The 24700-nt window shown below is 57.8% G+C and carries 25 protein-coding genes; all 25 read right to left on the bottom strand.

Annotated elements, in window-relative coordinates; translation table 11 throughout:
• Nucleotides 1-2: 2 nt before the first annotated feature.
• Nucleotides 3-2087, bottom strand: a complete 2085-nt coding sequence (flhA, locus tag ACWPW0_RS10875; protein ID WP_447595654.1) for a flagellar biosynthesis protein FlhA — start codon at nucleotides 2085-2087, stop codon at nucleotides 3-5.
• A 140-nt stretch (nucleotides 2088-2227) separates the two neighbouring features.
• Nucleotides 2228-3364 carry a flagellar biosynthesis protein FlhB gene (gene flhB, locus ACWPW0_RS10870; protein ID WP_454255330.1) on the bottom strand — a complete coding sequence of 379 codons (1137 nt, stop codon included), beginning with the start codon at nucleotides 3362-3364 and terminating at the stop codon, nucleotides 2228-2230.
• Between the two features lie 9 nt (nucleotides 3365-3373).
• Nucleotides 3374-4150 carry a flagellar biosynthetic protein FliR gene (fliR, locus tag ACWPW0_RS10865; protein WP_447591880.1) on the bottom strand — a complete coding sequence of 259 codons (777 nt, stop codon included), beginning with the start codon at nucleotides 4148-4150 and terminating at the stop codon, nucleotides 3374-3376.
• Nucleotides 4150-4419, bottom strand: coding sequence for a flagellar biosynthesis protein FliQ (gene fliQ, locus ACWPW0_RS10860; RefSeq protein ID WP_447591882.1), 270 nt, complete (start codon nucleotides 4417-4419; stop codon nucleotides 4150-4152). Before fliQ ends, fliR begins: the two co-directional genes overlap by 1 nt.
• Before the next feature lie 10 nt (nucleotides 4420-4429).
• Nucleotides 4430-5185 (bottom strand): flagellar type III secretion system pore protein FliP, encoded by a 756-nt coding sequence (gene fliP / locus ACWPW0_RS10855; protein WP_447591884.1) that lies wholly within the window; start codon nucleotides 5183-5185, stop codon nucleotides 4430-4432.
• Nucleotides 5182-5613 carry a flagellar biosynthetic protein FliO gene (gene fliO, locus ACWPW0_RS10850; protein ID WP_454255329.1) on the bottom strand — a complete coding sequence of 144 codons (432 nt, stop codon included), beginning with the start codon at nucleotides 5611-5613 and terminating at the stop codon, nucleotides 5182-5184. The genes fliP and fliO overlap by 4 nt, the downstream gene beginning before the upstream one ends.
• A 7-nt stretch (nucleotides 5614-5620) precedes the next feature.
• The gene (gene fliN / locus ACWPW0_RS10845; protein ID WP_447591887.1) at nucleotides 5621-6094 is read right to left on the bottom strand and encodes a flagellar motor switch protein FliN; all 474 of its coding nucleotides are present in this window, start codon (nucleotides 6092-6094) and stop codon (nucleotides 5621-5623) included.
• A gap of 42 nt (nucleotides 6095-6136) precedes the next feature.
• Complete coding sequence (gene fliM, locus ACWPW0_RS10840) at nucleotides 6137-7108, bottom strand: flagellar motor switch protein FliM (RefSeq protein ID WP_454255328.1); 972 nt, start codon at nucleotides 7106-7108, stop codon at nucleotides 6137-6139.
• A gap of 14 nt (nucleotides 7109-7122) precedes the next feature.
• Nucleotides 7123-7665 (bottom strand): flagellar basal body-associated protein FliL, encoded by a 543-nt coding sequence (gene fliL, locus ACWPW0_RS10835; RefSeq protein ID WP_447591890.1) that lies wholly within the window; start codon nucleotides 7663-7665, stop codon nucleotides 7123-7125.
• A 211-nt stretch (nucleotides 7666-7876) separates the two neighbouring features.
• Complete coding sequence (locus ACWPW0_RS10830) at nucleotides 7877-9160, bottom strand: flagellar hook-length control protein FliK (protein WP_454255327.1); 1284 nt, start codon at nucleotides 9158-9160, stop codon at nucleotides 7877-7879.
• Between the two features lie 98 nt (nucleotides 9161-9258).
• The gene (locus tag ACWPW0_RS10825; RefSeq protein WP_447591894.1) at nucleotides 9259-9609 is read right to left on the bottom strand and encodes an Hpt domain-containing protein; all 351 of its coding nucleotides are present in this window, start codon (nucleotides 9607-9609) and stop codon (nucleotides 9259-9261) included.
• A gap of 29 nt (nucleotides 9610-9638) precedes the next feature.
• Nucleotides 9639-11333, bottom strand: a complete 1695-nt coding sequence (locus ACWPW0_RS10820; protein WP_454255326.1) for a fused response regulator/phosphatase — start codon at nucleotides 11331-11333, stop codon at nucleotides 9639-9641.
• A gap of 5 nt (nucleotides 11334-11338) precedes the next feature.
• A complete protein-coding gene (locus ACWPW0_RS10815; protein WP_447591898.1) occupies nucleotides 11339-11644 on the bottom strand; it encodes an STAS domain-containing protein in 306 nt (101 codons plus the stop codon).
• Between the two features lie 76 nt (nucleotides 11645-11720).
• The gene (gene fliJ / locus ACWPW0_RS10810; protein WP_447591900.1) at nucleotides 11721-12173 is read right to left on the bottom strand and encodes a flagellar export protein FliJ; all 453 of its coding nucleotides are present in this window, start codon (nucleotides 12171-12173) and stop codon (nucleotides 11721-11723) included.
• Between the two features lie 6 nt (nucleotides 12174-12179).
• Nucleotides 12180-13541, bottom strand: a complete 1362-nt coding sequence (gene fliI, locus ACWPW0_RS10805) for a flagellar protein export ATPase FliI (protein WP_454255325.1) — start codon at nucleotides 13539-13541, stop codon at nucleotides 12180-12182.
• Complete coding sequence (gene fliH, locus ACWPW0_RS10800; RefSeq protein WP_447591904.1) at nucleotides 13531-14319, bottom strand: flagellar assembly protein FliH; 789 nt, start codon at nucleotides 14317-14319, stop codon at nucleotides 13531-13533. The genes fliI and fliH overlap by 11 nt, the downstream gene beginning before the upstream one ends.
• 16 nt (nucleotides 14320-14335) lie before the next feature.
• On the bottom strand, nucleotides 14336-15352 hold the full coding sequence (gene fliG / locus ACWPW0_RS10795; protein ID WP_447591906.1) for a flagellar motor switch protein FliG: 1017 nt from the start codon (nucleotides 15350-15352) through the stop codon (nucleotides 14336-14338).
• Nucleotides 15345-17132 carry a flagellar basal-body MS-ring/collar protein FliF gene (gene fliF, locus ACWPW0_RS10790; protein ID WP_454255324.1) on the bottom strand — a complete coding sequence of 596 codons (1788 nt, stop codon included), beginning with the start codon at nucleotides 17130-17132 and terminating at the stop codon, nucleotides 15345-15347. Before fliF ends, fliG begins: the two co-directional genes overlap by 8 nt.
• A 17-nt stretch (nucleotides 17133-17149) precedes the next feature.
• Nucleotides 17150-17482: a flagellar hook-basal body complex protein FliE gene (gene fliE / locus ACWPW0_RS10785; protein WP_447591910.1), complete on the bottom strand. Its 333-nt coding sequence runs from the start codon at nucleotides 17480-17482 to the stop codon at nucleotides 17150-17152.
• A 242-nt stretch (nucleotides 17483-17724) separates the two neighbouring features.
• Entirely contained in the window at nucleotides 17725-19134 is a 1410-nt protein-coding gene (fleR, locus tag ACWPW0_RS10780) for a sigma-54-dependent response regulator transcription factor FleR (RefSeq protein ID WP_454255323.1), read from the bottom strand.
• Nucleotides 19135-19137: 3 nt separating this feature from the next.
• On the bottom strand, nucleotides 19138-20376 hold the full coding sequence (locus ACWPW0_RS10775) for a sensor histidine kinase (protein ID WP_454255322.1): 1239 nt from the start codon (nucleotides 20374-20376) through the stop codon (nucleotides 19138-19140).
• A gap of 159 nt (nucleotides 20377-20535) precedes the next feature.
• Nucleotides 20536-22011 (bottom strand): sigma-54 dependent transcriptional regulator, encoded by a 1476-nt coding sequence (locus ACWPW0_RS10770; protein ID WP_447591916.1) that lies wholly within the window; start codon nucleotides 22009-22011, stop codon nucleotides 20536-20538.
• Nucleotides 22012-22220: 209 nt separating this feature from the next.
• A complete protein-coding gene (locus tag ACWPW0_RS10765) occupies nucleotides 22221-22517 on the bottom strand; it encodes a flagellar protein FliT (protein WP_447591918.1) in 297 nt (98 codons plus the stop codon).
• Between the two features lie 15 nt (nucleotides 22518-22532).
• Entirely contained in the window at nucleotides 22533-22919 is a 387-nt protein-coding gene (gene fliS / locus ACWPW0_RS10760; protein WP_447595656.1) for a flagellar export chaperone FliS, read from the bottom strand.
• A gap of 336 nt (nucleotides 22920-23255) precedes the next feature.
• Nucleotides 23256-24656 (bottom strand): flagellar filament capping protein FliD, encoded by a 1401-nt coding sequence (gene fliD / locus ACWPW0_RS10755; protein WP_447591920.1) that lies wholly within the window; start codon nucleotides 24654-24656, stop codon nucleotides 23256-23258.
• Nucleotides 24657-24700 lie beyond the last annotated feature (44 nt).

Genomic DNA, 24700 nt, shown 5'->3' with positions numbered 1-24700 from the left:
CCTCAGTTCTGTCCCACCGTGGCGACGATGGTGACCTGCTTGTTATCCGGTATTTCCTGGTAGGCCAGAACATGCATGGACGGTACAGCGAGCCGCGCAAAGCGCGAGAGCATCGCCCGGACCGGACCGGCCACCAGCAGGATCACTGGTTTGCCGAGCATTTCCTGGCGCTGCGCCGCATCCACCAGGGAGCGTTGCAGCTTTTCCGCCATACCAGGCTCGAGGAGAATGCCATCCTCGGAGCCCTGACCGGCCTTCTGCAGACTATTGAGCAATATCTGTTCCAACCTTGGGTCCAGAGTGATCACCGGCAGCTCCGGCTCTAGTCCCACAATGCTTTGCACGATTGCACGGGAAAGTGCGATCCGAACTGCCGCCACCATCGCGGCGGGATCTTGACTCTTCGGCGCCGTATTGGCGATGGCTTCGGCAATGGTCCGCACGTCTCGCACCGGCACCTGCTCCTGCAAGAGGCTCTGCAGCACTTTGAGCAAGGTAGACAACGAGACCAGGCCCGGCACCAGCTCCTCGGCCAGCTTGGGCGAGCTCTTGGCCAGCAATTGCATGAGCTGCTGCACTTCCTCATGCCCAATCAGCTCATGGGCATGTTTGTGCAGCACTTGATTAAGGTGCGTGGCAACGACCGTGCTGGCATCCACCACGGTGTAACCAAGCGACTGCGCCTGGTCACGCTGATTTGGGTCGATCCACACCGCCTCCAGACCAAATGCCGGATCTTTGGCGGCGATACCATTGAGCGTGCCAAATACCTGCCCTGAGTTAATGGCAAGCTCGCGCTCCGGATACACCTCGGCCTCGGCCACGCTGACACCCATCAATGTCAAACGGTAGGCATTGGGCTGCAGGTCCAGGTTGTCGCGAATATGCACCGAGGGCATGAGAAAGCCCATCTCCTGCGACAGCTTCTTGCGCACACCTTTGATCCGCGCCAGCAACTGCCCACCTTGGTTGCGGTCGACTAGAGGAATCAGCCGGTAGCCTACCTCCAAGCCGACCATGTCGACGGGCGTTACATCATCCCAGCCCAGTTCCTTGACCTCTTGGGCCTTCTGCGCCGGCAGCAGCTCTTGTTGGCGCTGAACCTCCTGCTCGGCCTCGACCTTAACCTTGTTCTTCTTGTGCCAGATCCAATAGGCCGCGCCAGCTGCGATAGCACCCAGGCCGATGAACGAGACATGTGGCATCCCCGGTACCAAGCCCATGGCAACCAGAATGGCAGCCGATACGGCAAGCGCCTTGGGTGAGGTGAACATTTGTCGATTGACCTGGGCACCCATGTCTTCCGAGCTGGAAACACGGGTCACCATGATCGCTGCGGCGGTCGACAGCAGAAGCGACGGAATCTGGGCGACCAGGCCATCACCGATGGTCAACAGCGAATAGATCTTCCCTGCTTCGCTGAAACTCAGGTTGTGCTGCAGGACACCGATGGCAATCCCGCCGATCAGGTTGATGAACAGGATCAGCAGGCCAGCAATGGCATCACCACGAACGAACTTGCTGGCACCGTCCATGGAACCGTAGAAATCCGCCTCTTGAGCCACCTCGACACGCCGGCGCTTGGCCTCGACCTGATCGATAAGCCCTGAATTGAGGTCCGCATCGATGGCCATCTGCTTGCCCGGCATGGCATCCAGGGTAAAGCGTGCGCTCACCTCGGAGATACGCCCTGCACCTTTGGTAACCACAACGAAGTTGATGATCATCAAGATGGCGAAGACCACCGCACCGACCACATAGTTACCGCCGACCACCACCTCACCGAAAGCCTGAATGACCTTACCGGCCGCGTCATGCCCGTCCTGGCCATGCAGCAGCACGACGCGCGTCGATGCGACGTTCAGGGCCAGACGCAATAGCGTGGCAATCAACAGGATGGTGGGGAACACGGCAAAATCCAGCGGGCGCAGCGCATACACGCAAACCAGCAGGACGACGATGGACAGCGCGATGTTGAAGGTGAAGAAGACATCCAGCAGGAACGGCGGCACCGGCAGCATCATCATGCCGAGCATTACCAGCAACAGGATAGGCACGCCAAAGTTGCCGCGTCCCATGCTGCGCATGTTGCCGATCAGTTGCGCTCTGTCTACTGCCACGTCATATCCCCAGCCGTTCAAACTTTTGACGCGAGATGGCGTCTGGCCAGGCTTATCGCAAGAAGTATTCCAACTTGGCGAAAATGCAGTGCGATCGCCTCAAAGACTCAGCGATCACGCTGCAGGTCAGGCGGAATGGGGAGATCCCGGAGCGGATCGGGACGCTTGGCTTTGCCGGAGCGGAACTGCTTGAGCTGGTAGACGTAAGCCAGCACCTGAGCGACCGCCAGGTAAAGACCGGCAGGAATCTCGTTATCGATCTCGGTGGAGAAATACACCGCTCGCGCCAACGCCGGTGACTCAAGCAACGTGACCTTGTGCTCCTGAGCGATTTCACGAATCTTCAGCGCCAGGAAATCACCACCTTTTGCCAACAACACCGGAGCATTGCCCTTGGTCGGGTCGTATTTGAGCGCCACGGCGAAGTGCGTCGGGTTGGTAATCACCACATCGGCATCCGGGATAGCCTGCATCATCCGACGCTCAGCCATTTCGCGCTGCATCTGGCGAATCTTCGACTTGACCTCGGGTTTGCCCTCACTGTCCTTGTACTCGTCACGCACCTCCTGCTTGGTCATCTTGAGCTTCTGCTTCGAATCCCAGAGCTGGAACGGCACATCGACAGCAGCGATCAGGATCAGCCCGCTGGCCAACCACAAGGCGCTCCAGCCAACAATCTGTGCACTGTGCAAAATAGCTGATTCAAGAGGCTCGTTGGCGATCGCCAGTAGGTCATCCTGATCGGACGAAAGTACAGCCAAAGCCACCAATAGGATGATCACGAACTTGGCCAATGCCTTTAGCAGTTCGACCAAGGCCTTGGGCGAGAACATGCGCTTGAGCCCAGCCAGAGGATTCATCCGGCTGAACTTCGGCTGCATCGCCTCCATGGAGAACAACCAGCCACCCAGCGCAATCGGGCCGAGAATCGCGGCAATCATCAAAATCGTGATGAAGGGTTGCAGCAACTCAGCAGCGGCTTTACCCGCCGCCAGCAAGTGAAGCGACATGGAGCCTTCATCCATCAACACTTCACGTGACAAGGAAAAACTGCCACGCATGATGCCTAGCAACCCGTCCGCCATCTGCCCGCCGTACATAAGCAAGGCGGCTGCACCAGAAAAGGTGATCGCCAGGGTATTGAGTTCGCGGGAGCGGGCGATCTGCCCTTTCTTGCGCGCCTCTTCCTGGCGCTTACTGGTGGGTTCCTCGCTCTTTTCTGCCCCGCTCTCGCTTTCTGCCATACGAGCCTCCTATGGCACCTGCGCCAGTTCGCGCAGCTGTTGCAGAGCCTCGGTCGTCAGCACCTGGAAATGAGCTAGGAAATCGGACAGACCAACCCAGAAGATGAACATCCCAACAACTAATGTCAGGGGAAAACCGATGGAGAAGATGTTCAATTGTGGCGCGGCTCGAGTCATCACACCAAACGCCAGGTTGATCACCAGCAATGCCGTAATGATAGGCAGGGCCAATAATAGCCCCGCCGCCAACACCCAACTCAACTTGCCGGCCAGTACCCAGTAATGATTGGTCAGCAGGCCACCACCTGCTGGCAGGGTAACGAAGCTCTCCGCCAGTACCTCGAACACTACCAGATGGCCATTCATGGCCAGGAACAACAAGGTCACCAACATCAGCAGGAACTGCCCGATCACCGGGACCGATACACCATTGGATGGATCGACCATCGAGGCAAAACCCAGCCCCATCTGCATGGCAATGATCTGTCCCGCGATAGTGAACAGTTGGAAATACAGTTGCAGAACGAAGCCGAACATCACGCCGATCAGCACTTCCTCACCAATCAGCAGCATGGATTGCAGGCTGATCGCATCGACCTGCGGCATCGGCGGCAAGGTCGGAACAAGCAGGGCACTGATGGCCAAGGCGAGATAAAGACGTACTCGCGTGGGCACCAACTGGGTACCAATGATCGGCATAACCATCAACATCGAAGCAATGCGAAACAGTGGCAGAAGGAACTGTCCTATCCAGCCGCCAATCTGTGCTTCGGTCAGCTCCAACATCAGCCAATCAACAGCGGGATGTTCTGGACAAGGTTCTGCGTGTACTCCATGAGTTCACGCACCAGCCACGGCCCCGCCCAGATCAGCGTGAGCAGCATGACCAACAGGCGGGGCACGAAGCTCAACGTCTGTTCGTTAATCTGCGTCGCGGCCTGGAACATTGCAACCAATAGGCCGACTAGCAGGCTTGGCATAACCATCAGGCCGACGATCATGGCAGTCAGCCAAAGCGCCTCACGAAACAGGTCGACAGCGATTTCCGGCGTCATCTGAACCTCGCTAAAGAGTGCCGAAACTGCCGGCCAAGGTACCGATGATCAGTGCCCAGCCATCCACCAGCACGAACAGCATGATCTTGAACGGCAATGAGATGATCAGCGGTGACAGCATCATCATACCCATAGCCATGAGAATACTGGCCACGACCATGTCGATGATCAGAAATGGAATGAAGATCATGAAGCCAATCTGGAACGCGGTCTTCAGCTCCGACGTGACGAACGCCGGAATAAGGATGGTCAACGGCGTCTGCTCTGGCGAGGCAATATCCGTGCGCTTGGAAAGACGCACGAACAGCTCCAGGTCCGACGTTCGTGTCTGCCCCAGCATGAAGTTCTTGATCGGGCCTTCAGCCTTGAGGATCGCCTCTTGTGCCGGCAGTTGATCATTGAGGTACGGCTGTAGCGCTTCACGATTAATCTGGTCGAACACCGGCGCCATGATGAACATTGTCAGAAACAGCGCCATGCCCGTCAGGATCTGGTTCGACGGTGTCTGCTGCAGGCCAAGTGCCTGACGCAGGATCGAAAACACGATGATGATACGGGTGAAGCTGGTCATCAGCATGACGAACGCCGGAATGAAGCTCAGCGCTGTCATGATCAGCAGAATCTGCAGGCTGACCGAGTACTCTTGCTGGCCTTGGGCGTCAGTGCTCAGGGTAATGGCCGGGATCGACAAAGGATTATCGGCACCAAACGCCAACGGAGCCGCCACGACCAGCAACAGCGTCAGAAAAATGCGCCAAGCGCTCATGTCTTGTCCTTATTGTCCTTGCCAAGCAGCTCCATCAGGCGCTGGGCAAACTCTGGCGTGGCAGGCTGGCTATCGGTCGACACAACCGGCTCCTTGAGTACATGCAACGGCGTGATGCGCCCTGCGCTGAGCCCCAGCAGCAGTTGCTCACCACCCACCTCCACCAGCAGCAGTCGATCACGCGGTCCCAGTGCCTGACTGGCTACCAGTTTGATCACCTGGCCACTGCGCGGACCAATCTGCTGCACCCGACGCATGACCCAGGCCAGGACGAAAATCAGGCCAATCACCAGTAACAGGCCCAGCAGCAATTGCACCAGTTGCCCACCAATATTGCTCGTGGCCAAGGGTGTGGCGACCTGCGCCGCCGGAGTATCGGCCAGCACACTCATCGGCGCGGCCAGCAGCAGGCTGAGAAATCTGCGCATGGTTATCTCAACGCAGCTTCTTGATGCGTTCGCTGGGGCTGATCACGTCGGTCAGGCGGATGCCGAACTTCTCGTTGACCACCACCACTTCACCGTGAGCGATCAAGGTACCGTTGACCAGAACATCAAGCGGCTCGCCAGCCAGTCGATCGAGTTCGATCACCGAACCCTGGTTGAGCTGCAGCAGGTTCCGGATGGTGATATCAGTATTACCGACCTCCATGGAGATGGATACCGGGATATCCAGAATCACATCCAGGTTGGGGCCATCCAGGTTGACAGACAGCCCACTGCCTTTCGGTACGCTACCGAATTCTTCCATCGGTGCCCTCGGGGCCAGTGGCTCTGCCGCCCCGCCACTCTGCGCCATCAGCGCATCGATATCGGTCTGCTCCGTGTCACCCGCTTCGGACAGTGCCGCAGCCCACTCATCGGCCAGAGCCTGCTCTTCGGGGGTGGTGTTTTCGTTTTCGTCTGCCATCGTTTGTCCTCGGCTGGCTCTGTAGGGGGTAGCGGTAACGCCTCAGCGTGTCCGCTCGATGGGGTCCAGTACCTGGAAAGCCAGGTTGCCCTTGTGCGCCCCCAGCTTGACCGTGAAAGTGGGTACACCATTGGCGCGCATGACCACGTGCTCCGGCAACTCCACCGGAATCACATCGCCCGGCTGCATATGCAGGATGTCGCGCAAACGCAACTGCCGATGGGCAACGGTAGCGGCCAATGGCACGCTGACATCCAGCACATCCTCGCGCAGCGCCTTGATCCAACGCTCGTCCTGATCGTCGACATCCGATTGGAAACCGGCATCGAGCATTTCGCGAATCGGCTCGATCATCGAATAAGGCATGGTGATGTGCAGGTCGCCACCGCCGCCATCCAGTTCGATATGGAAAGTGGACACGACAATCACTTCGCTGGGGCTGACGATATTGGCCAGCGCCGGGTTCACTTCCGAATTGATGTACTCGAAATTGACATCCATAACCGCGTGCCAGGCCTCCTTGAGGTCGACGAACGCCTGGTCGAGCACCATACGCACCACACGCAACTCGGTCGGGGTGAACTCGCGCCCTTCAATCTTGGCGTGACGGCCGTCGCCACCAAAGAAGTTGTCGACCAGTTTGAACACCAGTTTGGCATCGAGAATGAACAGTCCCGTGCCACGCAGAGGTTTCATCTTCACCAGATTCAGGCTGGTCGGCACATACAGCGAGTGAACGTACTCGCCAAACTTCATCACCTGCACACCGCCCACGGCAACATCGGCCGAGCGGCGCAGCAGGTTGAACATACTGATACGGGTGTAGCGGGCAAAGCGCTCGTTGATCATTTCCAGGGTCGGCATGCGCCCGCGAACGATACGGTCCTGGCTGGTCAGGTCATAGCTCTTGACGCTACCGGGCTCGGCATCGACCTCGGTTTCGACCAGGCCATCGTCCACGCCATGCAACAGCGCGTCGATTTCATCCTGTGACAACAGGTCTTGAACGGCCATGGCTAGCTCCTGCCTTACTGCAACACGAAATTGGTGAACAAGACCTGTTCGACCGCCATCTTACCGGTCTCCTTCTGCGCCAGTTCCTGCACGGTGGCAGTGGCTTGCTGGCGCAGCATTTCCTTGCCGACTGGTGTCATCAGGTTCGCGAAATCCTGCCCGGAAAACAGCATGACCAGGCGATTGCGCAACATAGGCATATGCACTTTCAGGGCAGCCAGCTCGGCCGCGTCACGCGCCATCAGCGCCACACTCACCTGCATATAGCGCTGACGTCCTTGTTGGTTGAAGTTGACAATGAATGCCGGTGCGATCTGCTCATAGATAGCAGGCTTCTTGGCTGCCGCCCCTGCTTCGACCGAACTCTGCGTCGCAGCCTTCTCATCATCGGACGCGTTGCTCTTGCCCAGAAAGAACCAGGTAGCACCAACGGACAGGCTGACAGCAAGCAACAACGCCACCACGATCAGGAGGATGAGCTTGAGCTTGCTTTTACCCTTCGGCGTATCGCCAGGAGCACCCTCGACAGGGGGTTGCGGCGCTTGTTTCTTTGCCATGCCAAAAATCCGTCGCTATTCCAGGTTTTGTCTGCAGTCAAAGGCTTAGAGGCAAGTGTTATGCCACGTTGTAAACAACATAGCTGCTTCCCGTCGCGCAGACACAGCGTGCCGATATACCAAGGCGCAGTCCCGCTGTCACCCGAAAACGACTGCGCCCGGTGCTTTTAACGGCACCGGGCGCACATTTTCCAACGATTACGGCCTGATCCTATGCGTAATAGTCGACCAGACCACGTGACGTCGACGTAGTGCCGGCGCGTATTTCGCTCACGCCAACAAGCTGTTCTTCGTCACCGTCCGAGCGGGCACCATTGCTGCCGTGTGCGTGCTGACGCGCATCATCGCCCCCCTGCCAGCCACGAGACATCGATTGATCACCGACATTCACATTGGGCTGGTCCATACCCTGCTGAATGAACATTTCACGTAAACGGTGGACCTGCCCCTCCAGTTGTTCACGTACGCCCGCATGAGCACTGATGAATGTCACCTGGGTCTGGTCCTGGCGCATATCGATGCGCACCTCCATGCGTCCCAGCTCAGCAGGATCAAGCTGAATCTCCGCCGATTTGAGGTTCTGGCTCGACAGCCACATGACGCGATCCACCACAGCCTCGCTCCAGCCGCCCTGCTGCATGGCCAGCGGCTGCCCTGGAACCAATTGGGTACGAGGCGTGACATTGTTCTGTTGACTGATAGCCTGGCTAAGAGCACTCAGCCTGCTAGCTAATGCATCGGTACGCGCATCAGTCAGGCTTTCTCGGCTTTTGGGCTGTTCAATCTCCAGAGCGCTGGCAAGGCGCTCACCGATAGCGGAATCATCTTTGCCTTCCTTGTTTTCGTCCAACACGCCAGACAAGGCCGCCAGTTTGCTGTTGAAGTCTCCTTCCGTTGGATCTACAGCCTTTTGGGCTGCCAGCGCACCGGGACTTAATGGCTGCTGCCCTTGAGCATTCATTTCCAAGGCCTGACGCATGCCTGGCAAACTCTCAAGGAGATCCAGTTCAGGATCCTGAGTGGTGTCCACTGTGGCACCTGTTAGGCCACTACTGGCTAACAATGCCCCTGCACCACCCGGTAACAGCGCATCAGCCATCTCGATTGGTACTTCCGCTTTGGGTAAACCCGCCTCCTCAACAGGTAGCAGGGGATTCAGCCCAAGCAATAGCAAGGGATCGGTTACGTCGGGCTCTTTGTCCACCTCATCATCCGGCAAGACCTTGCCGCTTTCGGCAACAGCCGGTTTGTCAGCGGCAGCAGCAGTCGGCGCAGCACCCTTCGAGGCAGTTGAGTCACCACTCCCCTTGGCCATCTTGGTGGTGTCATCCTTGCGCTCGGCGGCCTTGCTCTGACGCTCCTTTGCATACACATCAGAAAAGCTCGAAGCCTTGCCCTGCTTGGGCTCCGAGCTATTCGTCGGTGGTTTTGCCGCAGCTGCCTTGGGCCTGGTATCAGGCGCAGACTGCAGCAGGAAATCGGGTGCAACGGACATGGGCTCTCTCCGTTCAGGTTAGGTCCTGAGTGGATATAGCAAGCAGCGGGCCATGTTTTGCTGGCTGGGATTAGGGAGTGAAGCAGCGGCGTCAGGGACTAGCGATAACGTTGACGTTCCGCGCGAAAGAGAATGCGCACGATGGCAAACTCACGCTCAATCTGCTCGATCAGGCTGGCAACCTCAGTGAATTGCTCGCGGCGGGCCACTTCCTCCAGTTGCTTGCACAGTTCTGCCAGCAACGGCGCGCCCATATTGCTGCAACTTCCCTTGAAGCTGTGAGCAGCCAGGCGAAGGACTTGCACATCGGCAACCTTGTGGGCCTCTTGCAGGCTGCGTAGGCGCTCGTCGGAGTCCGAAAGAAAAGTATCGAGCAATACCGGGTATTCGTCTTCCATGACGTCCTGTAACGCAGCAAGCACCGCATCATCGAGGTGGGCTTCAGACACCTGTTCACTCCTTGATCAAGAACGGCTGATTATGCCTGAGCTGACCAACAGAACTCCACGCTTACACCACGCCCGTCCGCAGCCCATTCACAATGTGAGCTCAACTGACGAATCATCTGCAAGCCTCGACCGCTGAGACTTCCCGCTGCTCGCTCAGTGCTCAGGGCGCGGGCGACGTCGAAGCCATTACCGCTGTCCTCGACCCTTACACGCAAGCGTCCCCCTCCGGCCTCGGGCTGCAACTGAAGGTGGAAGCGCACATAACCTTGCTCAAGCTCAGCCAGTCGCTGTCGGCGCTCACGGTAGTACTGGGCGAAGCTTTCAGCATCTCGCTTTAGTCTGGAGTCCAGTCCCAATACGCCATGTTCAAGGGCGTTGGAGTACATCTCCGCCAGCACGCTGTACAGCGCACCGCCCTGCCCCCTCAACCCCTGGACCTCAAGCAATAGCTGCAGCAGGAATGGCAATGGATTGAATCGCCTCAGGGTCTGGGCACGAAACTCGAACTCGGCGGACCAATCCAGCGGGCTGTTCAGTCCACTGTCGGAAAACGCCAGCGGCGGGCGACTGTACAGCTCTTCTTCAAGCAGGCTGACCTCGATCATGCTGACATCATCCTGCGCGGCACCACGAAAGGCGCTCAGGGCGAGTTGAATCTGATCGAAGAGTTGCTCTACCGGATGCAGGGCATCGAACACAGCCTGCAAGCGCCCATCACCAAACAGCTGCCCATCTGCAGCACTGGTTTCCAGCACACCATCGGAGAACAGAAAGATGCGATCACCCGGCTCCAACGCATGCACTTCGTACGCATCATCGAAGGCATCCGGCTCCAATACGCCAAGTGGCAGATGACGTGACACCAGCGGCACCCGCGTCCCATCGCTCCCATGAATCAGATAGCCATCCGGCAGACCACCATTCCACACTTCGACCACACGGCGCTGCGAACTCAGGTTGAGCAAGGTTGTGCAACAGAATACGCCGACCGGCAGAATGCGTTTTAGCTTGGCATTCATCTCCCGCAGGATCTCGGCCATGGAGAAACCCTTGGCAGTCATGCCATAGAACACATCGGCCAACGGCATTGCACCGATGGCTGCCGGCAGTCCATGGCCGGTGAAGTCGCCCAGCAGCACATGCATGCCACCAGAGGGCTTGAAGGCTGCCAGCAGCAAATCACCATTGAACAGGGCAAAGGGGGATTGCAGGTAACGGATGTTCGGAGCATTCAGACAACCGGAGTGCGCCACCTTGTCGAACACAGCCTTGGCCACTCGCTGCTCGGTCATCAGGTGTTCGTTGTGCTTGGCAATCAGGTCACGCTGACGCAACACCGTCCCCTGTAGGCGGCGCAGGCGATCCATGGCGCGAATCTTGGCTTCGAGGATGATTGGGTTGTAAGGTTTGGCAAGAAAGTCGTCACCCACCTCCAAACACCGAGCCAAAGCTTCGCTTTCGGTCAATGAAGTGAGAAAGATGATAGGGACCAGCGTCTCGCCAGACAGCTCTTTGATCCGCCGCGCCGACTCGAAGCCATCCATGACCGGCATCAAGGCATCCATCAGCACCAGTGCGGGACGCTCCTGCTCAAACAACGCCACCGCCTCCAGCCCATTGCTGGCGGTCAGTACGCGATGCCCCTGGCGATTGACGATGGTAGACAACAGCATGCGATCCGCGGCGCTGTCCTCGGCAATCAGGATGGACAGGCGCCCGGGCATGCGAGTCAGCCGATCTGGAACAATTGTTCGAAGTTGGAAATGGACAGGATCTTGCGCACGTCCGGGTTGCAGTTCACCAGGTTGATCCGTGCATGATCGCCACCTGCGTGGTCGCGCAGTAACAACAACATCCCCAGGGCCGAACTATCCAGGTACGTGGCGCCTTTCAGGTCGACCACATAGCGTTTGGGTGTGGCATTCACCCGTTCGTAGGCATCACGAAACTCTTGATGCGCGGAAAAGTCGAAACGCCCCTGGATCTGAATGGTCAGTTCCTGTCCATCTTCCGAAGGCAGCGCGCTGATGGTCATGTAGTACTCCTTGTTATGGATGCGTACCTAGCCCGTCAAGATTTAGCACTCGCCGAGCCTGGCGGCAACATCCTTCCTATCGCTCTCGCACTGGCAACCGTTGCACCAGCTCATCGAGCAGCTTCTGCTCCCGCTTGTCTTCCGCTTGCCGTGCTTCCTCGATGTAGCGCTGAACCAGCTTGCGCAGGCCCTCCAGACGAGCATAGCGCTGTTGCCAGATATCGCGCGCCTTGACCAGATTATCGCGGTGCCATTTGACCGTTTGCAGCTGCTGGCCGATCGCTGTTTCCAACTGGGACAGGAAACGCTGGTAGTTCATCAGCCACTGCCCCGAGACGCCCTGACGGCCCTCAGTAATCCATTGCTGCTGATAGTCACCGCGATAGCGCTCGAGCTCACCAAGCTGCACTTCAGCCTTGTTCAACAGGCCCTGGCAATGACCCAGCTGTCGCGCCGCCTCGCGCTCGGCTCGCTCGGCCATTTCAATGACCGGCGCCAGACGCGCGGCACGGCTGTTCGCACGCGTCATGACTTATCAACCACCCGGAGCCCCTGGATTGAGTAGTTGCGCCAACTGCGCTGCGCTTTCTTCAAGTCCTTCACTTTCATGCAAGCCCTGATGGAGATAGCGCGCCATGGCCGGCTGACGTGCAATGGCCAGGTCCGTATCCGGGTCGCCACCCGGCACATAAGCCCCCACACTGATCAGGTCACGACTCTGCTGGAAGCGCGACCACAACTGCTTGAAACGCTGCGCGTTGCGCATGTGTTCAGGGCTGACGACCTGAGGCATCACGCGGCTGATAGAGGCTTCGATATCGATAGCTGGGTAATGCCCTTCCTCAGCCAGACGCCGGGACAGCACGAAGTGACCATCAAGCACCCCACGTGCCGCATCGGCGATGGGGTCCTGTTGATCATCACCCTCACTGAGTACGGTATAAAACGCGGTGATCGAACCACCACCCGCCTCAGCATTACCGGCCCGCTCGACCAATTTTGGCAAGCGGGCAAACACCGACGGCGGATAGCCCTTTGTCGCCGGCGGCTCACCGATGGCCAAAGCAATTTCACGCTGGGCCTGGGCAAAGCGCGTCAACGAATCCATCAGCAGCAATACATTCTTTCCCTTGTCCCGGAAATACTCGGCGATACGCGTGCAATACATGGCCGCACGCAGCCGCATCAACGGCGCATCATCCGCTGGCGAGGCCACTACGACGGAGCGCTTGATACCCTCTTCGCCAAGGATCTCGTCGATGAACTCCTTGACCTCACGGCCGCGCTCACCGATCAGGCCAACCACGATGATCTCCGCCTCGGTAAAGCGCGTCATCATGCCCAGCAGAACCGATTTACCCACACCGGTACCAGCGAACAGACCAAGGCGCTGGCCACGGCCTACCGTGAGCAGGCCGTTGATTGAGCGGATGCCGACATCCAGTGGCTGACTGATGGGATCGCGATTGAGCGGGTTGATGGTTGGGCCATCCATCGGCACCCAATCTTCGGCCTTCATCCCGCCTTTGCCATCCAGCGCACGGCCAGTGCCATCCAGCACGCGGCCCAGCATGGACATACCCATCGGCAAACGGCCGGTATCCGGCAGCGGCACCACGCGGGCCCCCGGAGCGATGCCCGCCAGGCTGCCAACTGGCATCAGGTAGATCTTCCCCGAGGAAAACCCCATGACCTCGGCCTCGACCTGCACCGGGTGGTAACTGTCATCGTTGATGACCAGGCAGCGGCTGCCGAGTGCGGCTCGCAGCCCCTCTGCTTCCAGGGTCAGCCCGACCATCCGTAACAGGCGACCTTCGACAACGGGCTGACTGGGCAGCTCGACGGCCTCGTTATAGCCCGCCAGGCGTTTGGCAAAACTGAGGCGCTCAAGGCGCATGCGGCGTATCCAGATCAATGCTGATATCGGGCTCGGCCGGCGTAGTGGCATGCTCACGTTGCTGGTCGAAGAGTTGCTTCATGGCCTGGGCCAGTCGCGTTTCGATGCTGGCGTCGATCCGACTGTGTTCAGTCTCGACCCGGCAACCGCCTGGTAACAGAGCCTCATCCTCGAGGATGCGCCAGGTTTCTTCATGACGCTCGCGCAACGCCTTGATTGCAGCGAAATCCTGGGGATTTACATGAATACGGATATTGCTCGCGCCCATCGGTAACAGCTTGAGCGCCTCGCGCAGAACATGGCGGATTTGGCTGGAGTCGGTACTCAGCTCCCGCTGCACCACCTGCCGGGCGATCAGACTGACCAGGTGAACCATACCCTGCTCCAGAGCCTGGTCCTGCTCGGCAATCGGATCAAACAGATGCTGCATGAGCTGTTCGAGGCTTTCTTGCTTGAGCGCCAGAGCCGCGTCGCCTTCCTGCTTGGCCTTCAGTTGTCCAGCCCGGAAGCCGTCCTTCTCGCCAGTAGAAAAACCTTCGTTATAGGCATCCTGGCGAATGGCCTCAACATCATCGAGCGTCAGCGGTTTGACGTCCTCAACCGCTACATCCTCGCTCTGGGCCGCTGCTTCGGGCTCGGCAACAGCGACTTCTTCCTCGCCTGCCTCGGCCTCTGCTACGTGCTCAACCTCAGGGTCAAAACTGGGCAAGGCCCAACGGTCGAAACCACTGATGTCCTTGGCGCGAATGAGTTCGCTGGGCGCTTCCTTGTTGGCCATGCCGGGTACCCGCCGCTTAGATCATCGCTTCGCCGCCGGCACCACCGAGAACAATCTCGCCGGACTCGGCCATGCGACGAGCAATGGTGAGAATTTCCTTCTGCGCGGTTTCGACGTCACTGACACGCACCGGCCCTTTCGCTTCGAGGTCGTCGCGCAGCAGTTCTGCAGCGCGCTTGGACATGTTCTTGAACACCTTGTCCTTGATCGCTTCATCCGAGCCTTTCAAGGCCAGGACCAGCACATCGGACGACACCTCGCGCAGCAGCGCCTGGATGCCACGGTCGTCGACATCGGCCAGATTGTCGAAGACGAACATGAGGTCTTCGATCTGGGTCGAAAGGTCTTCGTCGACTTCGCGAATCGAATCCATCAGTTGGCCTTCGATCGAACTGTCGAGGAAGTTCATGATATCGGCCGCACGCTTCACGCCGCCCAGGCTGGCACGGGTGGTGTTGGCGCTCCCGGAGAACTGTTTCTCCAGGATCAGGTTGAGTTCCTTCAATGCAGCCGGCTGCACGGTGTTCAACGAGGAAACGCGCAGCACGATATCCAGGCGTACCTTGTGGTCGAAATGGCTGAGCACTTCGCCAGCCTGGTCCGGGTCCAGATAGGCCACAACAATGGCTTGGATCTGCGGGTGCTCATAGCGGATCACATCGGCGACGGCACGTGGTTCCATCCATTTCAGGCTATCCAGGCCGCTGGTGCTGCCACCGAGCAGGATACGGTCGATCAGGTTGCCGGCCTTGTCCTCGCCCAGTGCCTGGGTGAGCATCTTGCGGATGTAACCGTCGGCGCCAACGCCCAGGCTGGTCTGGTCGCCGACGATGTCGACGAACTCGCCCATGACCTGCTCGACCTGCTCGCGATTGATATTGCGCATGCCGGCCATGGCCACGCCAACGCGCTGTACTTCCTTCGGCCCCAGATGGCGCAGCACCTGCGCAGCATCGGTTTCACCGAGGGACAACAGCAGAATGGCGGCCTTATCGACCTTGTTCAGCTTGGCGACGCTGCGATTATCACTCATCGGCATTGATCCAATCTTTCACGACTTGGGCGACACGGCCCGGATCTTCTGCCACCAGACCTTTGATGGCATTGAGCTGTGCATCATACCCCTCAGAAGGGCTCGGCAGCAGGATGCTTTGTGGGCCACCGAGACTGACACGATCTGCCGATAGCTCACCGACCAGGCCACCCATTTCACCCAGCTCCACATCACTATCGCGACCACCAGCAAGTCCCTGCTTACCACCGCCAGTGATGTTGTTCAGCACCGGGCGCAGGACGAACCACACCAGAATCAGGATCAGCAGCGCCGGGAAGAGCTGCTTCAGGCCGCTCATGGCCATCAGGAACAGTTCACTCTGATACCAGGGCATGTCGAACACTTCACCGATATTCGGTGCGAACGGAGCATTGATCACGCTGACGCTGTCGCCACGGCTGGCATCGAAGCCCACGGCGTCTTGCACCAGGCGAGTGAAACGCTCCAGATCAGCAGCATTCCAGGGGGCATGCGTAACCTGGCCGTTCTCACCGATCTTGGCCTGGTCATCCAGCACCACGGCGACCGAAAGTCGGCGCAAGCGCCCTTGCTGCTGTTTGGTGTAGCTGATCGAACGATCGAGTTCGAAATTACGCGTGGACTGCTCGCGCTTGTCCGCCGGATAAGGCGCCAGCATCGGTTGGCCAGTGGCCGGGTCCATGATCTGTTGGCCATTGGAATCGAGCAGCGGCTGACCCGGCTGTACCGGACCGGCAGGCGTAGCGGCGGCAGTCGCTTGCTGTGGCGCCGACGCCGCACCTGGTGGCTGGTTGCTCAGGGCGCCGGGCACGCCCTGCGGGCCGAGGCTGCTGGAGCGCTGTTCGTTGACCTGTTGCTCGCTGCGCAACGCTGGTTGGTCGGGGTTGAACATCTCCGAGGTCGACTCGACCGCACTGAAGTCCACATCTGCGGAAACCTCCGCCTTGTAGCGACCATTGCCCAGGACCGGTTGCAGGATATTGTGCACACGCTGGGTAAACAGGCTTTCCATCCGTCGGCTGTAGTCGAACTGCTTGCCAGCCATGGTCAGCTCGGACAGTTCCTGCTGATCGGACAGCAGCGTGCCTTTCTGGTCGACTACAGTGATTTGCGATTTACCCAGCTCCGGCACACTGGTCGAAACCAGATTGACGATGGCCATGACCTGGCTCGGCTCCAGGCCACGGCCCGGATACAGCTCGACCAGAACCGAAGCGCTTGGCTTGCGTTCGTCACGAACGAACACCGAGCTTTTCGGGATTGCCAGGTGCACACGGGCACCCTTGACGTTGTTCAGGCTGGAAATGGTCCGCGCCAACTCCCCTTCCAGGCCGCGACGATAGCGGGTCGCCTCCATGAACTGGCTGGTACCCAGGCCTTGTTCCTTGTCGAGTATCTCGTAACCGATGTTGCCGTCGTTCTGCGTAATGCCTGCGCTGGCCAGTTTGAGGCGAGCACGGCCAAGGTCGGACGACTTGACCAGCAGTGCGCCAGAGCTGGGATCAACGGTGTAGCTGATGTCGGCAGCATTCAGGGTTTCAACGACCTGATTGGCATCCATACCCGCCAGGCTGCCATACAGGGGACTGTAGTCCGGCTGTTGTGACCAGAGCACCACGGCGAAACCGATTGCCACGCTGGCAGCCAGACCGACCAGCAGGCCGACCTGACGCAGCATGGTCATCTCGGAAAGGTTTTCCAGGAAGGTGAGCCCGAACAAGGGCTTCTTCTCACCGGAAGAAGTGGTGGCAGGTACGTTTGCAGCGACTGCTTCAGCCATGACTCAATTCCGCCCTGTTAAACCGGCATCTGCATGATGTCTTGATACGCCTGAACCAGCTTATTGCGTACCTGAGTCATCGCCTGGAAGGATACGCTGGCTTTCTGCGAGGCGATCATCACATCACTGATATCGACACCACTCTGGCCCATCTCGAATGCTGTCGCCAACTGGTTGGAGGCCTGCTGGGTCTCGCTCACCTTGTTCACCGCCTGCCCCAGCATTTCCGAGAAGCTCGGAGCGCCTGGCTCTGGTGCACTGACGGCAGCAGGTCGCTGCTTGGCCATAGCATCCATTTGCATGGAGCGCATTTCCAACATCAGGCGATTGAATTCGATACCTTGGCTCATGACCTTCCTCCATCAGCCGCAGTTTTTTGACGCTACGCGGCTCTATACAGGTGTATTAGCAACAAGGATGCCAGATAGGCATTACAGCTTATTCAACGCAGCATTGAAGCGTCGACAGACCAAGACGTCGTGCAAAGCAGAAGGAATGAGCCGGCCCTGCCAGTCGCAGGAGCCAGCCAAATAGGAGCCCAGGTGAAAACTATGATCGACAGCCGGTTTATCCCTGCCGTCAAAGCTGCTCTTCAACTGGCGAACAGATACGCCTCGACATCCATACCGGCATCACGCATCTGCGCCAGCTTGTAACGCAGAGTACGCGGGCTGATGCCCAGACGCTCGGCAGCCTCCTTGCGACGGCCCCGCTCGGAGCGCAGCGTATCAATGATCAACTCAAACTCGCGGCGACGCAGATCCTCGCCCAGTACACCACTCACATCCCCACCCTGAGGCTCGACAACCGGCCGCTCTGAAGTCGACACCAGGCTCAAGGGTTTCGGTGCCACAGCGGTTACCGGCATGCCGATGAGCGTAGTCAGGCACAGATCATGCGGTTGAATCTGCCCGCCCTGCTGCAGAATCAAGGCACGCTGAATGGCGTTATCCAGCTCACGCACGTTGCCCGGCCAGGTATGCGCAACCAGGCTGGCGCGCGCCTGGGGTGAGAGTTGCACCGCCGCGTGATTCATTTTTTTGACGTGTTTGGCCAGAAGGCGCTCGGCTAACGGCAAAATGTCGGCAGGCCGCTCACGCAAGGCACGCCAGGCTAGCGGGAAGACAGAGAGTCGGTAGTACAAGTCTTCCCGAAAGCGCCCAGCAGCGACTTCGCCTGCAAGGTCGCGGTTGGTGGTCGCCAGCACACGAATATCCAGGTTAATCGGCTTGCGCGCCCCGACCCGCTCCACCTCACGCTCTTGCAGAACCCGCAGCAACTTGGCCTGCAGGCCAAGCGGCATTTCGGAGATTTCATCCAGCAAGATAGTGCCGCCCTCAGCCAGTTCGAACTTGCCAGGTTGTGCAGCAATCGCCCCGGTAAAGGCTCCCTTCTCATGGCCGAACAACGTGGCCTCCAACATGTTGTCTGGGATCGCCGCACAGTTGATGGCAATGAACGGTTTGTTGGCGCGTGGTGACTGCTGGTGGATATAACGCGCCAGCACTTCCTTGCCCGTACCGGACTCTCCGGAAATCAATACGGTGGAATCGCTCTGCGCCACGCGCGCGGCCAGATCCAGCAACTGCTGACTCGCCGGTTCGCTAGCGATCGGCCCCTCATCGCTGGATGCGCTCACGCGCCCCAGTGCATGCCGGTCAACCAGGTCAAGCAAGGTCTTGGGCTCAAACGGTTTGACCAAGTAATCCGCTGCCCCCTGACGCATGGCCTCGACGGCACGCTCGACAGCGCCATAGGCGGTCATCAGCAAAACCGGTAGTTGTGGGTAGCGGCTGCGAATCAGCCCAAGCAACTGATGGCCATCCATGCCAGGCATGTTGACGTCACTAACGACCAGTCCGAAAGGCTCCTCGGTCAATGCCTCCAGCGCATCTTCGGCGCATTCAACCGCTCGGTAATCATGTCCTCCGAGCAGCAGGGTATCCGCCAGGGCTTCGCGCAAGGCGCGATCGTCTTCGACCAGTAGAATTTTGGCAGTCATGACCTACTCCTGAACGACGGACTGAAAGGTGGATTGAATCGCTGGCTGATTTACATGAATCAGCGGTAGAACGAGGGTGGCGCATGTGCCACGAGCGACCCGGGAACGCAACTGCAATTCCCCTTGGTGAGCGCGTGCGACAGATTGAACGACAGCCAGCCCCAACCCTGTTCCGGTGGTTTTTGTCGTGAAAAATGGCTCGCCCAGACGTGCCATGGTGGCTGTGTCGATGCCCTGCCCGTTATCACTGACAGTCAGGCGCAAGCTATTGCCACGGGTGTACAGGTGAATTTTCAGACGAGCCTCACGGCCCGCAGCCTGGATCGAGTTTTCGATCAGATTGAGCACGGTGCCTACCAAGGTATCGCGATTGCACAGCAACTCTCCCGCATGCACATCGCACTGCCAACGCACGTTCATCCCCTGCACATGAGGGTCGGCGGCAGCACGCAAGGCATCGAACAATGCTGTGGGCGTCAGGCGATCTGGCAATGGCAATTCACCACGGGCAAATACCAGCATGTCGCGCACCTGATGCTCTAACTCATGCAAACGCTCTTTCAGGCGGCCGGCGAACCGCTGCTGCTGCTCCAACGGCAATTGCTGTTCGCAGAGGTGGCTGGCATAGAGCAATGCAGCCGATAAGGGCGTACGTATCTGATGAGCCAGTGAGGCGACCATTCGCCCCAGGGATGAGAGACGCTCGTGTCGGGCCAGTTCATCCTGCAGCCGACGGGTTTCTGTCAGATCGGTCAGCAGTACCAACTGCCCAGGCTCACCGCGCAGCGAACGAGTAGCGATGGACAGACGGCGACCATCCTTGAGAGAGATTTCGTGGCCATCATCTTTACGCGGGGCGAAATTGCGGGCGATTACTTCTCGCCAGAGCATGCCTACCAGCGGCTTATCCAGGAGCGCACGCGCAACGGGATTCGCCTCGTGCACCACGCCCTGACCGTCTATGACAATGACGCCGCCAGGCAATAGATCCAGCAAGCTTTGCAAACGATCGGCCAGCCGTTCTTTCTCGGCCAGTTCCTGCATCCGCTGGGCACTGACCAAAGCCAGTTGCCCTTTCAACTCGGACACCCGAGCCTCCAGCATGCTGTAGGAGGCCGTAAGCTGAGTCGACATCTGATTGAACAGGGAAAAGGCCTGTTCCAGGCTCTCGCGACTAGCCTGCTCTACCGGTGCATTGGCAACGGCTTCAGGATTGGGGAACTGTTCGGCAACTGAGCTCATGCTTCTCTCTCACGTGGCAAACCGTCAATAGACGGTCAGTCCATAGAGACATAGCAATCCTCGTGCCTAAAAAAATACATGTTATTTTCAATAACTTAAAAAACAAAGCCGGAGTCTGTGTCAAAGCTCCGGCTTTCTCTGGCGAAACGACAAGATAACTCAGTCGTCTTCGCCGCCCTCATCATCCCGTCGGCTCATGCCGTACTTGCGCATCTTCTCGACCAACGTGGTTCGACGAATTCGCAGACGCTCAGCTGCTCGTGCCACAACACCGGCCGCATCATCCAGGGCCTGCTGAATCAACCCTTGCTCCAGGCTCCCCAGGTAATCCTTGAGATCAAGCCCCTCGGGCGGGAGCATCGCCGTGGCAGTCAGGTCAGGCAAACCGGCGCCAATAGCCGCACGCTCTTCGAACTCTTCACGCAACGTGATTGCCATCTGCTCGTCGTCATCATCGACATGACGAAACTTCTTCGGCAACTCACCAACACCGATCACCCCATAGGGATGCATGATCGCCATGCGCTCGACCAGGTTGGCCAGCTCGCGCACGTTGCCCGGCCAGTCATGCCGGCACAGCGACATGATCGCCGCGGAGTTGAAACGAATGGAGCCACGCTTCTCGAACTCCATCCGCGAAATCAACTCATTCATCAACAGGGGGATATCCTCCACCCGCTCACGTAACGGTGCCATTTCAATCGGAAACACATTCAGGCGGTAGTAGAGATCCTCGCGGAAGGTTCCGTTCTCGATCATCTTCTCCAGATCCTTGTGTGTCGCAGCGATGATGCGTACGTCCGCACTCTGGGTCTTGTTGCTGCCCACACGCTCGAATGTGCGCTCCTGAAGTACCCGCAGCAACTTGACCTGCATGGGCAGCGGCATATCGCCGATCTCATCGAGAAACAGGGTACCGCCGTTGGCCAGTTCGAACCGTCCGGCCCGGCTGGTGATGGCGCCTGTGAATGCCCCCTTCTCGTGGCCGAATAGCTCGCTTTCCAGCAGCTCAGCAGGGATCGCCCCGCAGTTGACCGGAACGAAAGGCGCCTCGCGACGCTTGGAGTGGTAGTGCAAGTTGCGGGCGACCACTTCCTTGCCGGTACCCGACTCGCCCAGAATCAGCACGCTCGCCTCGGTATCGGCGACCTGCTGCATCATCTGTCGCACCTGGTGGATGGCGCGGCTAGTGCCGACCAAGCTGCGAAACAGGTTAGGTTCGCGCTGCCGCCCACGCTCGCGAGCCTGATCGTACATTTCACGATAGACCTGAGCACGATGCAGGGAATCAAGCAATTTGTTGTAGCTGGGCGGCATTTCCAGGCTGGCCAGTACACGGCGGCGGATGTCCTCAGGCCAATCTGCAGGCGCCTGGTCATCGATAAGCAGGATGGGGATATTTTCATCCCATACGGTCAACTGCTTGAGCAGCTCCAAGGTACCACCCTTGGTTTCGACCGTGCCAAGCAGAACAGACAATACGGTTCTACTGGACTCCAGAGAAGAAACGGTGGCCTTCCAATCAGATCCAGAGCAGGCAAGGTGCTCTTCACCGAGGAAGTTGAGAATGACCGACAAATCACGTCGGCGTTCGCTGTTGTCATCAATCAGCAGAATCTTGGTTTCACGCCACATAGTCGTCAATCTGATCCTAGGAGCGAAGAAAGCCCCCCTAGGAGAGCGCCGGCAATTGGCCACCAGTAAAGTCAATTTTCACACAATAGTCAATTTAATGACGTGAAAATTCCTACCTGCTGCAGACTCTGACAGCTCTAAGGGATTTTATGTATAGGGGTTGTGAGACTTGGCCGAAAGACCAAGTCCAGTGCAGTAGAAAAATGGAATCAAACGAAAAGCTGATAAACCTTCGCGCCTTGCTTGGCTTGATTGACCTCGATAAGTGCACCAGCAATACGCTGCTGCTCTTCTCGGCAAGCCGAAACTATTTCCTGGTACAGAGAAAGCAGCTCCTCCATACGCTCACGTAGCCTTGCATCGTCAGAACCTATATCAGACATTGCGTCTTCCACAGCCTGCCGGCACTGCAAATCAAGCTCGCCAATAGCAGCCCAGTCGCTGCACGCAAGCGCCTCGCGCAGCGCGCTACCGGTGTCTTCGAGATGTTGTACAGGTGAACTCATGTTATTTCCTCACGGTCACGCTGCAGGGGCGATGGCATCCCACCCCGATTTGATATTGCGCAGCAATCCGACAACCTCATCCAGCTTCGCGACATCATTGTCTTTGCTCGCCTCGAGTAGACGAACACTCATGTATTCATAAAGGCTATTCAGGTTCTGGGCAATCTCACCACCTTCGCGCAGGTTCAAACCATCACGCAGACCGCCAACAATGGCAATAGCCTTTCCAATCAGCTCCCCCTTAAGGCTGACCTCGCCACGCTCCAGCGCACCCCGCGCCTGGGCCATTCGCGTCAGCCCCCCATCCATAAGCATCTGAATCAACTGATGCGGACTCGCCTCAGTTGCTTGCGCCTGGGTGTTGACGGTCTGGTATTGACGCATAGCTGCCATGGCATTCATGTCATAAACCTTAATCATGAACTAGATACCTTCTGTATCGGTCACCAGGATCAAAGCTTTAGCTCTTTCGCTTACGCCTTCAGCCATTGCCCAGCTCTACCAAGAGCTAGAAAGCATTGTCGATAGCATACGCACAGAAGTGGAAACCCCTTCCATAGCCCCACTAAATAAGCAGTTCAAGATGCCCCCTGCTAACGCAGCCTTTTTCTTTAAAGCTGTACCTGCAGTGAGGATAAGAGCCAGAGCTGGCCTAAAGAATAGTAGCGGTAATCCATATTGGCCGGTCACCGCTACTGGGGAAAGAAACGAAAGAAGGATGAAGAAAGGTAGAACTCTTCACTTAACTACGCCAGGAAGGCTCGCGAGCGTCTGTGACAAACGGCTACTGGTCTGATTGAGCTGGCCCACCAAACTATCCATTGCGTTGAATTGCTTGAGAAGGCGGGCTTCCAGCTTGTCCATCCGCAGATTCAAATCGACACGCTGCTTACTAACTGACGTCATGGTGCCTTGCAAACCGTCCGTGCGCTGCTGCAGCGTACCTCCGGTTTGAGTATACGGGGTAAGCCTCTCATCAAGTCGGCTCATCAGCCCACTATCCCCCGTGAAAAAACCCGATACTGACTCGAAATTATCAGTCAAAATCTTGTCGAGTTTTTTGTCATCGATCTTCAGCGTTCCGTCTTTTTGGGTGCTGATGCCAAGATCTGCCAGCAAACGAACATCGCCACCGCCAGAGACCTTGCCCAGTTCGCCACGAACGCTGGTCAATAGAGATCGAACCGTAGCATCGCCAACCAAGGCACCTGTGACAGGCGCTTTGTCTTCGCCCACAGAGGTAACGCTGGTCAAGGAATTTGTCACGTTAATCAGTTTGTTGTAAGCATCGACGAACTTTTTGACGCTAGCACTTACAGCTGTTTTATCCTGCTCAACTGTCAGTGTAATAGGCTTATTAGCTTCGGTTACCGAGGTAAGCGCGAGCGTTACGCCGTCAATAACATTCTCCACGTTATTGGTTGCGCTCGTCATCTGAAGCCCATCGATGCTGAACTCGGCATCTTCTGCCATCGAAAGATAACTGACATCACCACCAGGAGTGCCCTTAGGCGGGATTGCCAACCCTTGCAGACTCGCCCCCGTCACTGAAACTGTGAGGTCATTGCCGGCCCCAGTCTTGGAGGAAGACAACACCAAGCGCGACTCCCCCGACTTGGGGTCGGTAATGATGTTGGCGCTGACACCATCATTCTTGAGCTGGGTGTTTATTGCATCTCGAACATCTTTCAACGTGGCATTGGGCTTGACGTCGATTTCTCGCAATGAATTACTTCCAAGGCTCACGGTCAGCGAGCCACCGCTCGCGAACACATGATCTGCACCATCGGCCACCGGCGCTGTAGCAACCTTGCTCGCTGTTGCCAGCTTGCCTATTTCGACACTATAGACGCCCGCCATAGCACTCTTGGTTGCCGTAGCGGTCAACAGTTTGGTATCTGAAGACGCTGCTGTACGACTCTGATACAGCTCAGGCTTGTTCAAGTCCTTCAGCGCGGTCTGTAAATCTGCTATCGCATTTTTTAGCTGACCCACACCAGATATCTTGGCTGTGGTGGTCTTTTCCAGCCTGGTGAGTTGAGACTCCTTTGGCGCTCGCTCGGCAGCAACCATGCTCGATACCAAAGACTTGATATCCAACTGTGTGTTGTAGCCATTTAACGTCGTAGGGTTCGCCATATATCACCTCGCCAGCCTGTTGACGCCACTCAGCGCCGATAGCC

Source organism: Pseudomonas sp. Marseille-Q8238 (assembly GCF_965111915.1).
The sequence above is the reverse complement of the archived record's forward strand: the minus strand, read 5'-3'. Positions and strand labels throughout refer to the sequence as shown.